12 protein-coding genes are annotated in these 12,808 nt (G+C 52.0%); 5 read left to right on the top strand and 7 right to left on the bottom strand.

Features of this window, described 5'->3' with window-relative positions; translation table 11 throughout:
* Positions 1 to 58: 58 nt before the first annotated feature.
* The 5 genes from cysK (at position 59) to ACJJIE_RS15680 (ending at position 3,289) form a co-directional block, all read left to right on the top strand.
* A complete protein-coding gene (cysK, locus tag ACJJIE_RS15700) occupies positions 59 to 976 on the top strand; it encodes a cysteine synthase A (protein WP_282930832.1) in 918 nt (305 codons plus the stop codon).
* A gap of 38 nt (positions 977 to 1,014) precedes the next feature.
* On the top strand, positions 1,015 to 1,851 hold the full coding sequence (gene cysQ / locus ACJJIE_RS15695; RefSeq protein WP_282930833.1) for a 3'(2'),5'-bisphosphate nucleotidase CysQ: 837 nt from the start codon (positions 1,015 to 1,017) through the stop codon (positions 1,849 to 1,851).
* A gap of 104 nt (positions 1,852 to 1,955) precedes the next feature.
* Positions 1,956 to 2,159, top strand: a complete 204-nt coding sequence (locus tag ACJJIE_RS15690; RefSeq protein WP_282930834.1) for a hypothetical protein — start codon at positions 1,956 to 1,958, stop codon at positions 2,157 to 2,159.
* A 219-nt stretch (positions 2,160 to 2,378) separates the two neighbouring features.
* Entirely contained in the window at positions 2,379 to 2,636 is a 258-nt protein-coding gene (locus ACJJIE_RS15685; RefSeq protein WP_282930835.1) for a type II toxin-antitoxin system HicB family antitoxin, read from the top strand.
* A 47-nt stretch (positions 2,637 to 2,683) separates the two neighbouring features.
* A complete protein-coding gene (locus tag ACJJIE_RS15680) occupies positions 2,684 to 3,289 on the top strand; it encodes an outer membrane beta-barrel protein (protein ID WP_413663699.1) in 606 nt (201 codons plus the stop codon).
* Positions 3,290 to 3,402: 113 nt separating this feature from the next.
* Here the strand turns inward: ACJJIE_RS15680 and ACJJIE_RS15675 are convergent, their stop codons facing one another.
* The 7 genes from ACJJIE_RS15675 to ACJJIE_RS15645 all read right to left on the bottom strand — a co-directional run bounded on the left by ACJJIE_RS15675 (position 3,403) and on the right by ACJJIE_RS15645 (position 12,807).
* Complete coding sequence (locus ACJJIE_RS15675) at positions 3,403 to 5,637, bottom strand: TonB-dependent copper receptor (protein WP_444892286.1); 2,235 nt, start codon at positions 5,635 to 5,637, stop codon at positions 3,403 to 3,405.
* Positions 5,638 to 5,759: 122 nt separating this feature from the next.
* Positions 5,760 to 6,227, bottom strand: coding sequence for a hypothetical protein (locus ACJJIE_RS15670; protein ID WP_444892285.1), 468 nt, complete (start codon positions 6,225 to 6,227; stop codon positions 5,760 to 5,762).
* A 328-nt stretch (positions 6,228 to 6,555) separates the two neighbouring features.
* A complete protein-coding gene (locus tag ACJJIE_RS15665) occupies positions 6,556 to 7,953 on the bottom strand; it encodes a DUF58 domain-containing protein (protein WP_444892284.1) in 1,398 nt (465 codons plus the stop codon).
* Positions 7,950 to 8,954, bottom strand: coding sequence for an AAA family ATPase (locus tag ACJJIE_RS15660; protein WP_444892283.1), 1,005 nt, complete (start codon positions 8,952 to 8,954; stop codon positions 7,950 to 7,952). The genes ACJJIE_RS15665 and ACJJIE_RS15660 overlap by 4 nt, the downstream gene beginning before the upstream one ends.
* Positions 8,951 to 10,261, bottom strand: coding sequence for a DUF4350 domain-containing protein (locus tag ACJJIE_RS15655; protein ID WP_444892282.1), 1,311 nt, complete (start codon positions 10,259 to 10,261; stop codon positions 8,951 to 8,953). Before ACJJIE_RS15655 ends, ACJJIE_RS15660 begins: the two co-directional genes overlap by 4 nt.
* Positions 10,251 to 11,843: a DUF4129 domain-containing protein gene (locus ACJJIE_RS15650; RefSeq protein WP_444892281.1), complete on the bottom strand. Its 1,593-nt coding sequence runs from the start codon at positions 11,841 to 11,843 to the stop codon at positions 10,251 to 10,253. The genes ACJJIE_RS15655 and ACJJIE_RS15650 overlap by 11 nt, the downstream gene beginning before the upstream one ends.
* Entirely contained in the window at positions 11,833 to 12,807 is a 975-nt protein-coding gene (locus ACJJIE_RS15645) for a stage II sporulation protein M (protein WP_282930842.1), read from the bottom strand. The genes ACJJIE_RS15650 and ACJJIE_RS15645 overlap by 11 nt, the downstream gene beginning before the upstream one ends.
* Position 12,808: the final 1 nt, after the last annotated feature.

Below are 12,808 nucleotides of genomic sequence, written 5' to 3'. Positions count from 1 at the left end.
CGAACATACATGCCCGGCAGTTGTTTGCCTTGAGCACTAGTCATGGAGAGCCTCACCGATGAAAGCGGCCAATATTCTGGAAACAATCGGCAATACCCCCCACGTAAGAATCAATCACCTCTTCCGCCCCGATATAGAGGTTTGGATGAAGGTAGAACGCTTTAATCCGGGCAGCAGCATTAAGGACCGAATTGCCTTGGCGATGATTGAGGATGCGGAGCGTCGTGGGGCCCTGCAGCCCGGCGGGGTAATAATCGAGCCGACCTCTGGTAACACGGGTATTGGGTTGGCGATGGTTGCTGCCGTGAAGGGTTATCGCCTGATCCTGACCATGCCGGAGTCTATGTCGGTAGAGCGTCGCCAGGTCATGAAAGCAATGGGCGCAGAATTGGTCCTTACACCTAAAGAGCGCGGTATGGGTGGCGCTATTGCTAAGGCGGAGGAGTTATTGGCCTCACATGCGAATAGCTGGATGCCCCAACAATTTAATAACCGCGCCAATGCCCAGGTGCACCGGGATATTACCTCCAAGGAAATCTTGGCAGATTTTCCTGAGGGACTGGATTATATGATTACCGGAGTGGGGACTGGCGGGCATATCACGGGTTGTGGTGAAGTGTTAAAAGAGCACTTTCCTAAATTACAGGTCTATGCGGTAGAGCCGGAGAAATCACCGGTGATTAGCGGTGGAGAGAAAGGCCTGCATCGTTTGCAGGGTATCGGCGCTGGCTTTGTACCCCAGGTGCTCAATACGGAAGTACTCGACGGTACTGTATTGGTGAGTGAGGAAGATAGTTTTGAAATGGCGCGTCGCTGCGCACTAAAAGAGGGAATTTTTGTGGGTATCTCCTCCGGTGCCAGCCTTGCGGCCCTGAAAAAGCGCGAGGGTGAGATGGATGCGGGCAGCCGGGTACTGGTGTTCAGCTATGACACTGGTGAGCGCTACTTGTCCGTACAGGACCTTTTCTCCGCCTAAGACTTTATAATGATGAGTTCACAGAGTATGGAGTTGTAATGGATAAAGCACTTTTAGAACAGGTGATAGAAATCTGTAAACGCGCGGGAGAAGCGATTCTCGAGGTGTATCACAACAGCGCTGAGTTGGAAGTCGAGACGAAGAAAGATGATTCCCCAGTAACTGCTGCAGATCTGGCCGCTCACAAAGTACTGGAGCCGGCGTTGGCACAGCTTATCGAGGGAGTACCGGTTTTATCAGAAGAGCAGGAAATGCCCTCGTTCGAAGAGCGCAGTCAGTGGCAGCGTTACTGGATTGTCGATCCGCTCGATGGCACCAAAGAATTTATCCGACGCAACGGTGAATTTACCGTAAATGTCGCGTTAATCGAAAATGGCGAGCCCGTTTTGGGGGTGGTGTACGTACCGGTACTGAATATCACTTATGCCGGCTGCAAGGGCGAAGGGGCCTTTAAACGCGATGCCAATGGCGAAACTGAAATTCGGGTGCGCCCACTGAAGCCGCGCCTGGATAATAGTGAAGTTGTTGAACTTGTGGCCAGCCGCAGCCATGGAACCGGCACCGTCGACCAGTTGGTACAACGTATCGAGTCTGAACTGGGAGCTGTTGAGTGCAAAAATATGGGCTCCTCGCTGAAATTATGCCTGGTTGCTGAGGGTGCAGCAGATCTGTACCCGCGTCTCGCACCTACTTGCGAGTGGGATACTGCGGCAGCTCAGGCTGTAGTTGAAGCAGCAGGTGGTATTGTTGTGGACGAAGAGTTTAATTTGTTGCGCTACAACACCAAAGACTCTCTGCTAAATCCCTTTTTCTATGTAATTGGCGACTCTTCTTTTGATTGGCAATCCCTACTGCTGGATAAGTCCGCTGCTTAGGGTGTGACGCCAATAAACATATAGAGAGTATTTTTGTGCCTCCACCACCACTGGTGGAGGCTTTAAAGGGGATCTGGATATTTCCAAATTCAGGAGACTCACTGATGTCTGGACCCGATCTGCGCTTTAACCAGGATAAAGGTGAAATTCGCTGTTTGCGTCGGGAACTGGAGGAGGAAATAAGCTGGTTACAGCGGCATTTTGAAGCCCTCTCCAATGCAGTCGATGCAAATGATATTGCGTTGCGGCGCACCTATAACAGCATGCTATTTTCCCGCCGGGCCCTATTAGGTAGGATGCCCCGTTAACTAAATTCCAAATATTTTCTTGTGTGAAAAACTGTAGTGCTGCAGGTTTTAATTTGAATGCGGCAGTTCTTCCTACTTAATGCTGTCACTTATAGTGTTTAATCTGTACCAGCGCGAAATATTATTTCCTGGCTAATTAGCTAATTTCTTTGCCAAATTCCCCCGTAAAATGCAAAGCAGTCTACGCTTTGGAAAGCTAATACATAAGAGTATTTTTCAATGCGCTACCCGGTTGTGGTGCACAATATTGAGTATGCCGGATTCGGTGCCATTGCGCCGGATCTACCCCATTGCCACTGCCATGCCGATACCCTTGAGGGAACTCTGCAAAAAATGGCTGAAACTATTTTCCTGCGTCTTGAAGAGCTTCGCCAGGCAGGACAACCAATGCCGCAGGCTGGCGATGTAGATGACCTGAAGAAAAATCCGGCTTTCGTGGGAGGCGTCTGGGCAATTATTGATGTAGAGACAACTTGAAATAATTCATAGGCTTTATGATGACTGGTTTTCAGATGTGAGTGGCGATGATAAAGCTATCCGTCTACCTGCTTTCCTTTTTTATAGCTGCGACCAGTTATGGATTCGAGGCGAATAATCCTTTTGATGGTGTCGCTACAGGAGAGTACCGGATTATCGGTACTGTTGGTTTTGGGAGTGGCGAGCAGCAGTTAAATAAGCAGCGGGATTCTTTTGGCTATGTCAGCCTTGGAATTACGCCGGCGGTAGGAGTCTGGCAAGTTGAGCTGCGGGCGTCACATTTTGATGACAATCATGTCACAGTAGATCAGGTAGGTTTAAATTTTAAAATTGATTTTACCCTGAATTGTCACGTTCAATGTCTCTATTGGATGGTAGGATATAATTATGCCGATGTGGATTTGAACAATGTTATAAGAAGAGGCTATTGGTATCGAGAATACCCACCATTTTATCCGGATGATCGATATATCTATATTATTGATGCCAGTGGCAGTGATACCTTTTGGAACGCCGGAGTGGGTTACCGAATTATGTGGACTCAGGATTTCGATACTTCATTAGAGTATAACTACAATAATATTGGCAAAATAGAACGTGTTAACCTCGGGCATCTGCGTACCCTGAGTTTGAATTTTTCCTACCGCTTTTAGTATGCCCTCCGCCTTTTAACCTATTTTTCTCAATAATTTATTCGTAGAAATTTCTTAATTAAATACTGATTTTTTTATAGAATGGAAAAGGGGCCCTGGGGCCCCAATAGCTTTTAAATTCGATAAATGGCTTTCAGCCAGAAGGTGCGTCCCGGTTCGTTAACCCGGGTCAACTGATCGAAACCAATAATATTGGCTCCAGAGCGACTGATATGTTCAGCGTAAGTCTCATCGAATAGGTTATCGATACCGGTAGTTACCAATACACTTTTACTGGGTTTCCAGCCGGCATTGATAGAAATGACGTTGGCAGAGTCGGTTGCACCAATATCCTGGCCAACAATATTGCCTTTACCGATATCCACCCGGTCCTGGCTTGCGATAGCGCGCCATAAAACACCTGCTGACCACTGGGTCTGTTCATAGTAGAGTCCCAGGCGGCCCTCCAGAGGCGGCAGTTGTGCCAAGGTAGTGCCATCGGTTTCGTTGGCACCGCGAACAGATGTTACGGTGAATTCAGTGCGCCACTGCTCGTTGAGCTGATATGAGGAGTCAAACTCCAAACCCCAGGAGCGCGCCTGGATGTTTCTGACAATGGAGGTGGTGCGAGTATCGGAGGAGTCCATACTATCCATACTCATACTGCTCATAGAGTCCATGCTACTCATTACTGCTGCTTTTTCGTAATCCGTCTCAACCATCAGGTAGTCATCGATCTGGTTGACGAACCCGGAGACACTGGCGGAGAGTTTTTCACCGCGATAGATATAGCCGATATCCAGCTGGGTGGTCTTTTCTGATTCGATATCCAGTGCGCTGTAGGAGTCTGCTGTCTCGTAGGAGAAAATTTCCCAATAATCGGGGAAGCGCTCGGTGTAGCCGAGACCGGCAAAGAGTGTGGCAGAACTATTGGGGCCGCTCTCGAGACCATATTCATAGCGAAGGAAGCCGCTGCTCAATAGCTCTGAGCGAGTTTCTCCCGCAGTTGGGTTATCCACTGAGGACATCATGGATAGAGCAACTTCATCGCGAAGATCCTTTACTTCCCAATCATCCACTCGTGCACCGGCGATCCAGCGCTGATTGGCTGCGACCTGCCAGCTGACCTCAGAAAATAACCCCAGCTGGCTAAATTCGGCATCGGCCTCTCGCTTCATATTCCGGTAGTCCATGGTGGACTGATTCATGGTTGAACGGCCGGTGTGGCGGTTTTCCCGGGCATCAATGCCACTGGTCAGCTCTACGTCGTCCATAGGCGTAAACACCAGAGCCATCTTGAAGCCTGTGGTCTCACTATCGAGATTCATGACCATGGGGGTAGCGGTGCTGGATAGCTCGCGCAGGCTGTAGTTATCCATGATGTGGTCGATATAGTTGTAGTAGGCCTGGAGCTCAATTGAATCGAGCCAGCTGCTGATATTGCTGCGGACATATTTCGCTTTGTGGCTCTCACGGGCAAACTTGGAACCGTCGACTCCCCGATCTGCATAGGCAGCTTCACCATCGCTAAATGCAGTATCAAACTCGACCCGTGTATCGTCGCTGGGTGTCCAGGCCAAATTGACCTGGCTGCTCCAGCGCTCATAACTGGAATTTACCTCATTGCCATCCCCGTCTTCGTAGTCGTCCGCAGATGCCGAGGTCGAGGAGCTGCGGATAGAAAACTGCGGCGAACTATAGGAGATATCGAATAGACCATCGCGACGCTCGGCACTGGCGCCGAGCAGGCTCGCATGCATATTCCAGTCGCTTTCAGTGGGGCGCTCCTGCTGCTGATTAAATACAACTACGCCGGCGGAATTTCCCGGGCCATAGAGGACGCTCTGTGGCCCTTTAATAACTTCAATTTCGTCCATTGCCTCGGGAAAAATATAGGCTGTAGGTGGGTCCATTCGGCTGGGACAACCACCCGCCATTGTTTCTCCATCCACAACCATTCCCAGGCGAGAGCCCCCCATTCCGCGAAGCATCGGATCGCCACTGGTGCCGCCTTTACGCACTACGGAAAATCCCGGAATTGTTTTCAGGTAGTCGGCGCCGTCATTGGCAGGTAATGGCTGACGGGGTTTTTTCGGGTCGGTTACCAGGTTGAGGGGGAGTTCAGTCTTTACCCCAGTAACCACCATTTGTTCCATTCCACTATCTTTTAATGGTTCTGACTCTTCGGATTCTTCCGCTGCGAGATGTGCTGAAAAGGTACAGCAGGCAGCAAGTGCCAGGCTGAGAGGTTTTTTCAGAAAAATTTTTGCGTTGATGCTCTGATGCATGGTTTTCAATCCTTTTCGCTGGCGTTTCGAACACGCAGCAGTGAGCGCGCAGGCCTGAGTAATATTTGGCGCACGCGACATATCCCCACCTGAAAAAGTGGTCGTATTTTGGCAAGACCCAAAGCGCTGAAAATGTTAAGACAGCAATGAGACTTGCGGTCCACAGCGAACTGCGGAGTGATGATGTTGGAATAAAAAAGGAATTAAACCGGGGGGGCGCGAATTAGTGGGCGGCTGTAAGCGTTAGAGATAACGTGGAAAAAAGCCGGATAAGAGGGCGGTTGAGTAAAACCGGGTAGGACTATTTCCAGTTCTGTAGTTGGTGCGCTGGCAATACTGGCAGCGGCGGAAAAATTACAATGGTTATCGGCAAATGAGTGAGCGGTAAGCGTATCGTGGTTGTGGCTTGAAGAGTGGTCGCCGTGATGATCGCTGTGGGAATTCGCTTTGAGGGCATTGAGCAATAAAGCGCTGCGGCTATCGCCATGGCAGAGCCCATAGGGCGTTCCCGCTGCAAAATCTGCCGGCATAAAACCTGCAGGAACCAAGCCTCGCGCGCTGAGAAATACCAGCAATAGCAATAGCGCCTGCCACTGGGACAGACGGGAACAGTATTGGGTGGTGCGCTTACCGCTCATAAATAAGAAGGTCTGTACTTTGCCCGGGCCCATTTTAAATACCCGGAGATGAGTAACAAGAGGTTAACGGGTGATACAGCAAAGTGCCACTGCCCCAAGTTAACTTTTGCGAACTAATACGAGGTAAATTGAGCTTTATCAGGTTTTGTTGGAATTTAATTTCTTTTCTTCCGCGCATTCTAAAAATAAATCTAACTTTGCTGGAAGCTAAAGGTTCCAGGAGGTAGCGCGCTCAATAAGAGATTCCCGGGATTGGGGAGAGTTCCCGGACAGCCCTGGATTATTGCGGGTAGTGGGAAGGTTATAGAGAAGGTTTAAATAGTGGGGGCTTGGAGAGTCCCCACTCGGTGAATTTGACGATTCAGATTCTGCCGCTGCGCTTTAGGCGCCAATAGGCCTCTACCAGAGACTGGTGCAAAAGCTCCGGCCTCGAGTCAACCACTATGACATTGTGTGCCTGTAAATGCTGAAGTAATTGCTCCCTGCGGCGCAGGAAGTTCCTCGCTGCTGCGCTGTTTACTGCACTATCAAAGTTCTGAATCGGCTGTTGCAGCAATTTGTCCACAGAAGTCTCCCGCAGACTGGCAATCATCATCAGGTGATTGCGCGACAGCAATTTGACTGCTGCTAGGAGTTCGTCACTATCTTCATCGCGCAAGTTGGTAATCAGGATTACCAGGGCACGTCGCTTGTGGTGGGCCATCAGCTGTTGTGCGGCGCTCGTGTAATCTGCGCTACTGGTGCCAGAGTGGAGGTCGTAGACATTATTCAGCAGCAGGTTGATTGCACTTTCGCCTTTTACTGGCGGCAACTGTCCACCACTGCTCTCCTGTGCCGCAGCAAACGCCTGCAAGCCGACCGCGTCCCCCTGTTTGATGGCGACATAAGCTGAAAGTAGCAAGCCATTGAGTGCGTGGTCAAAGTGGCTCAGCTCGCCGTCTTTCGCACGCATCCTGCGGCCGCAATCCAGCATGTAAATAATTTCCTGGTCGCGCTCGTCCTGGTATTCACGGCTGATCAGTTTGCGCAGCCGTGAGCTCGCGCGCCAGTCCACCTGTCGCTGGCTGTCTCCCTGGCGGTATTCACGCAGCTGGCGGAAGTCCATTCCCTCACCGCGACGCTGCTGCTGGTGCAACCCCATCAGGCGCAGGCTCTGTTCGGTGGAGAGAGATTGCAGCGAGGAGATACCAAGAAAATTGGGGTAGACCTTGACGGTCTGCTCCTGTCCCAGCCATACCCTTGTCTGCCAGAGTCCCCAGGGAGAGTTGGCCAGCACCTCGATTCGTCCGAAAGAGGCACTGCCTCGGCGACGGGGTACCAGGTCGTACTCGATGTTGATTTCCTGGTCCGGGTTAAGTTGTGCGGAGCGCGGCAGCCCTGTCGATCCCAGTTGCTGTGGGATTGAGTCGGAAATCTGGAGTAATAGTGGGCGTGGGCCGGTATTGTGAAGTTTTAGCCGCGCAGTATTGCGTACGCCCAGGGCCAGGTTGCCTGGCAATCGCCGCAGCCCCTGCAGACCGGTTACACGGTAACCAGTGAGATAGTCCAGCAGGGTGGCGCTGATTAACAGGGCACTCGTTCCCCACCAAAGGTTGCCGATAAATGAGCCGGCTTGCGGAAACCAAATTCGCGCTGCTGTAATTGCCAGAGCTGCCAGGCACCAGTAGCCGAGCAGTTTGACCAGGCGCGGACTCGGGCCGGTGCGACCGCTTTGTGCTGGTGCTGCCTGTTGCTCTGTTGCAGTTACAGTCTGTGTCACAGTCGCGGCGCCTCAACACTGTCGATAATCATTGCCAGCGCCGTATCAGCAGTTTCACCGTCAATTTCCATATCTGGAGATAGGCCGATACGGTGGCGCATTACCGGGATGGCCATGGCCTTGATATCATCCGGCAGTACAAATTCCCGTCCCTGTAACAGCGCATTGGCGCGAGCTGCCTGCAGCAGGCCGATACTGGCGCGTGGGCCGGCGGGGCTGCGCAGCTGCGGTGATTGGCGGGTGGCGCGCACCAGCCGCACGGCGTAATTCAATACCTGTTCGTCCAATCCCACCAGGGGCACCAGGGCCTGAAGTTGCTGCAATCCCTCGACAGTAATTTCCCCCGCAAGCTTCTCTTGCAGGCTGCGCTCAATGCGGCCACTGCTGGCGGCGGCAGCCAACTTCAGTTCCGCCTCGAGGCTGGGGTAATCTATCAGGACTTTTAGCAGGAAGCGGTCCAGCTCCGCCTCTGGCAGCGGGTAGGTACCTTCCTGCTCTATGGGGTTTTGAGTGGCGAGTACCATAAATGGGCTGGGTACTTTCAGTGCCTGGCCGTCGATAGTGACCTGCTTCTCCTGCATCACCTCCAGCAGGGCGGCCTGGGTTTTGGCAGGGGCGCGGTTGATTTCATCCGCCAGCAGCAGGTTGGTAAATACCGGCCCGCGACGCACCTCAAAGCGGCTCTCTCCCATGTTGTACATGGCGTGGCCGGTAACGTCGGCGGGCATCAAATCCGGGGTAAACTGGATGCGGCGAAAATTGCCGCCAAAGCAGTTGGCCAGGGTGCGCACCAGAAGGGTTTTGCCGAGTCCGGGTACACCTTCGAGCAGTACGTGGCCGGAAGCCAACAGAGCTACGAGTACCTGGTCCACCACCTGCTCCTGGCCAATCAGCAACCGGTTGATATTGTTGCGCAGTATCTGAAGTTTGGCGGACGCAGCCTGCCAGTCAGGTGACGGGCCCGTAGTTTGTTGTTCTGGTTGAAGGGTGGTCTCGTTCATAGGACTGCCTCAATTCGCTGCAGATTACGCATGTGTTCAGTAAAAGTTTCTTCGGTTGTGGGGGGCTTTCCCCACAGGGTTTCCACCAGCTGCTGCTCATCCATGCCAGTGGATGCACAGAGCTTGTCGCATAGCTTACGTTTTTTGCCGGCGTTAATATGAGTGGCACCAAGTTGCCGTAAAATTTCTTCGCGGTGGCCGCGCAGTAGCGCTTCACACTGGTCGTCCTGCCAGTAATAGTGCCCGCAGGCGGATATATGTTCCAACAGTGAGCGGCGGGATACCTCCGGCTCTGGTTGTAAGGGACCAAAACGGCGTCCGTGCAGCAACAACCAAGCGAGTAGGGCCAGGGCCCCGGCGATAAAAAATTCGGCGGCGTATTGGCGCGCTACCTTGGGTAGGGATTCAAAGCGTGGGCGAGTGAGGAAGACAAACTCTCCTTCACCTGCCAGCAGCTGTAAGAAGTAGGCGTGATCGAAATGGCCGATGCGCTGGGACTGCCACAGAGTGCTGTCTGTCATCAGGGTAATTACACCGTTGCCGCGTTCGAACTGCATAAAAGGTACGCCGACGTCGTCGCGCCATACCTTTGCCCAAAAGACAGGCCCGTCGGTGATAGTCTCGTCATTGAACGAAGGGTGGTAGAGCAGGTGGCTGGCATTGAGATACAGCTGTATTTCGCTGCCGCCCTCAACAGGCAGGGTTACCAAATTTTCCTCTGACACATCGGGGTTGCGGGGCTCTTCTTGTTTTTCTGATCCCTCTTCCGTCTCACCTTTGTCAAGTTTGCGATTGTGTTCCCGCATGGCGTCGGCAGGACTTTGCTCAGGCTCAAGAACGGCATCCTCGCCGAACAGTTGCTCAAGTGTTTCTTGTAGCTCAAAGTCGCTGTGTCCCTTTCTAAGGGAGACGTTCATACTTTCAAGCAGCCAGTCGCGGTTTTCGCTTCGCCCGGTGTCGCTATCGAAGTTGCCAGTGTAGGCCACTACGATTGCATGGCCGCCACGTTGTACCCACTCAATCAGTTCCTGTGCCTTAGTCGGGTTATAGACCTGGCTGGAGCTGCTGATGAACAGGGTCGCATCCGGCGTGAGTCCTTGAAGTACAGAAATATTATCTGCTTGTCGAGGTGTCAGCTGGATATTGGTGAGATATCGTTCGGCAGCCAGGTAGGGATTGCGCCTGGCCTCCATACTCCAGCCACTATCGATCTCCTTGGAGTAGCGCTCGTAAAACGTGAGGAAAAGCCATACAAGTGCAACGCCACTTATGACCAAAGCTGCCAACAGAATTCTCTTAGCGGTCATTGCCAAATTCCTCCTCCCATTGGCTACAAAGTGAGCTTACCTGAGCCTCTTTTGGCGGCCGGTGGGCATAGGCAAGCTGCTGCCAGTTTGCAGTAAGCTCTTGTACAAATTGACTCAGGGCGGGACTTACAGGGCGTTGTACTTCATTCGGCTCCTGTTGCCTTACTTGTACCAGCTGTGCGCATTCACTTTCGGTAAGGTGATCACCAAAATAAAACTCGAAGTCTTCAATCAAGTGAGAGAGGGTGGCGCGATATAAAAGTCCAAGGCTAGCGCGCTTATCACCTTCTACCCACAGGCGCATAACCTCAGCACATACGTCATCAGGCAGGCTCGACTGACGTACATCCAACCCGAAGAGGGTTTCGGGAGCTGGCTGTATTTTCTTTGGCTTGGATTGCCACTTTAAGCTCTGAAGAATTTTCTCGTGATGCTTCCAAAGTAAATAGCCTAGGCTGCAGACCAGTCCAATCCACAGTAGTAGCTCCAGGATTTTGGCAATTGTTGAGCCCCATTTAACTTCATCGTCAATTTCAGCTTCAGCTTTATCTTTAGAGTTCTCAAAAAGCCATTCGATAAAGTTGATTAACCACTCAGGAATTTTTTCCTTTGCGGCCTCGGTTTCAGGCTTTTCCTTTTTGCGCCAACCGCTGATTTCTCTTACTTGGTGAAAGTCCTCGTCGGCGAGGATCTCATCAATATGTTCCTGGGCTTGTTGCGGGGTTTCCAGAGGTGCGGCACTGGCGGAAGGGGACGGTATCAGCGCACCAAAAATAAGGCTGCAAAGGAAAATCAGGGTGGTGGCGCCTGGTATATGCCTACGCCGGGACTCTTGCTCCCGCTGCTGGCGCTCCAATAGATCGCGGAATTGGATTTCTATATCCCAGCCTTCCAGCTCGATACGACGGCCGATATAGAGGCAAAACCCACTGACTATATAGAAGGGGGCAACAGCTGCCATGACGAGTAAATACAGCGAGAAATAGAGCCATTTGACCCACAGAATATCCCCCTGTAACAAGGGAATCCACTCGATTCCCTCGACGTACTGTTCTGGTATAAACAGAAATACCAGCATCGATAAAGCAATCAGTAGGAAAGTTTCGATGTGGAAAAGCGTGAGCGTCAGCCAGGTAGCGGCGCCAGAGTGTTTGCGATGCAGTACACCGATGCGTGAAGTGCGAGCCCTGCCGGTGGATTGCTCCAACACAGTAATTGGCATATCAAAAGAGCGAGTGGGGCTCAGGCGTCGTAGAGTTAGCCCTAAGAACCAATCGCGACGATTCACGCTAAAAAAGTGCTTCAATGCTGTACGTACTGATTCAGGAGAGCCAAATAGAGCACGGCTGATCATAAATAGGGGCAGCCGATCAAATACCGGTTTTAACCACCATATTAAAAGGATCGAGAGAACTGGCGATTCAGGAAACAGCCAATAGCAGAGGGCAAGTAACGGCGCTGCAGGTATCAGCCAGGCTATAAACAGCTTCCCCCAGTGCTTTCGTGCCAAAGCGATACCGAGATCAACCGACTCCCAAGGGAAGCGTAAGCGGGCACGTACAGCCAGATTCTTAATTTGCATGGGTTGCGTCCTCCCTACGCCCGGCCAGGATAAAGTACGCAAAAACCAGCACCCAAAATAGAGTGCCAACTCCGAGTTTTATCGCAATTGGTGTGCTGGCATTGGAGGACCAGAAGGCTTCGAGGAAGGCGGCAATCACCAGCATCAGGAAAGTGCCGTACATAATTTTCATTGCTTCGACCGCAGCCAGCCGCAGTGCGACTGTGCGCCGGTGCTGGCCCGGATCCACTAGAGAGCGTCCCAGTATCAGGCCCGCTGCACCGGCCAGTACTATGGCGGTTAACTCAAAGGCGCCGTGGCCGATCACAAATGGATAGAAAGTGGAGATAAAGCCCACCCGGGTAATGTGTCCGAAAGCTGCGCCAATATAAATGCCGTTAAACATCAGGAAGAAAATTGAGCCCAGGCCAAACAGTACACCGCCAGCAAAGGTGCGAAAGGCGATGCCAATATTGTTTTTGATATAAAAACCGAACATGAACAGATCGGTATCAGAGCCGCGCTCGCGGCCCAGTACCCGATTGCCCGGGTCATACATGGACTCAAAACCCATAACCTGTTCCGGTGACATTACGGCGTACACCAGGGCATCGTTGTTGTATGTGCCGACTCCCAAAATCAGGGCAGGGATTAAAAATAGAGCGGAGGCCAGCAGTACGGCCCGGCTGTTAGCGCGCACAGCTTGGGGAAAGCCCGCCAGCAAATAGTGCAACCATCCCTTGCGGCGTAGGGTCTCCTGACGGTAGACACGATGGTGCGCTGCCATGACCAATTGGTTGAGGTGGTCGATCAGGCGATTGGTATATTGCCGCTCCTTTGCCATTGCCAACTGCTGACAAAGATTGCGATAGGCGACAGGTAGGTCCAGGGCTGCTGTTTCAGCCTGTTTATGGTCTGTTTTTAGCCAGGCTTCCAATTGCTCCCAGCTATCGCGATAGCGATTTTCAAAATCTCTTTGTTTCATG

This window comes from Microbulbifer maximicatervae (SeqCode) (assembly GCF_052467325.1).
Note: the sequence above shows the minus strand (reverse complement) of the source record. Positions and strands in the feature narration are given on the sequence as shown.

Bases quoted from the DNA above. Each gene is read 5' to 3' on its own strand.
- ACJJIE_RS15655 (WP_444892282.1), bottom strand. From the start codon at position 10,261: ATGACCGCTAAGAGAATTCTGTTGGCAGCTTTGGTCATAAGTGGCGTT.
- ACJJIE_RS15670 (WP_444892285.1), bottom strand. From the start codon at position 6,227: ATGGGCCCGGGCAAAGTACAGACCTTCTTATTTATGAGCGGTAAGCGC.
- ACJJIE_RS15645 (WP_282930842.1), bottom strand. From the start codon at position 12,807: ATGAAACAAAGAGATTTTGAAAATCGCTATCGCGATAGCTGGGAGCAA.
- cysQ (WP_282930833.1), top strand. From the start codon at position 1,015: ATGGATAAAGCACTTTTAGAACAGGTGATAGAAATCTGTAAACGCGCG.
- ACJJIE_RS15650 (WP_444892281.1), bottom strand. From the start codon at position 11,843: ATGCAAATTAAGAATCTGGCTGTACGTGCCCGCTTACGCTTCCCTTGG.
- ACJJIE_RS15685 (WP_282930835.1), top strand. From the start codon at position 2,379: ATGCGCTACCCGGTTGTGGTGCACAATATTGAGTATGCCGGATTCGGT.
- ACJJIE_RS15675 (WP_444892286.1), bottom strand. From the start codon at position 5,637: ATGTCGCGTGCGCCAAATATTACTCAGGCCTGCGCGCTCACTGCTGCG.
- cysK (WP_282930832.1), top strand. From the start codon at position 59: ATGAAAGCGGCCAATATTCTGGAAACAATCGGCAATACCCCCCACGTA.
- ACJJIE_RS15660 (WP_444892283.1), bottom strand. From the start codon at position 8,954: ATGAACGAGACCACCCTTCAACCAGAACAACAAACTACGGGCCCGTCA.
- ACJJIE_RS15690 (WP_282930834.1), top strand. From the start codon at position 1,956: ATGTCTGGACCCGATCTGCGCTTTAACCAGGATAAAGGTGAAATTCGC.
- ACJJIE_RS15680 (WP_413663699.1), top strand. From the start codon at position 2,684: ATGATAAAGCTATCCGTCTACCTGCTTTCCTTTTTTATAGCTGCGACC.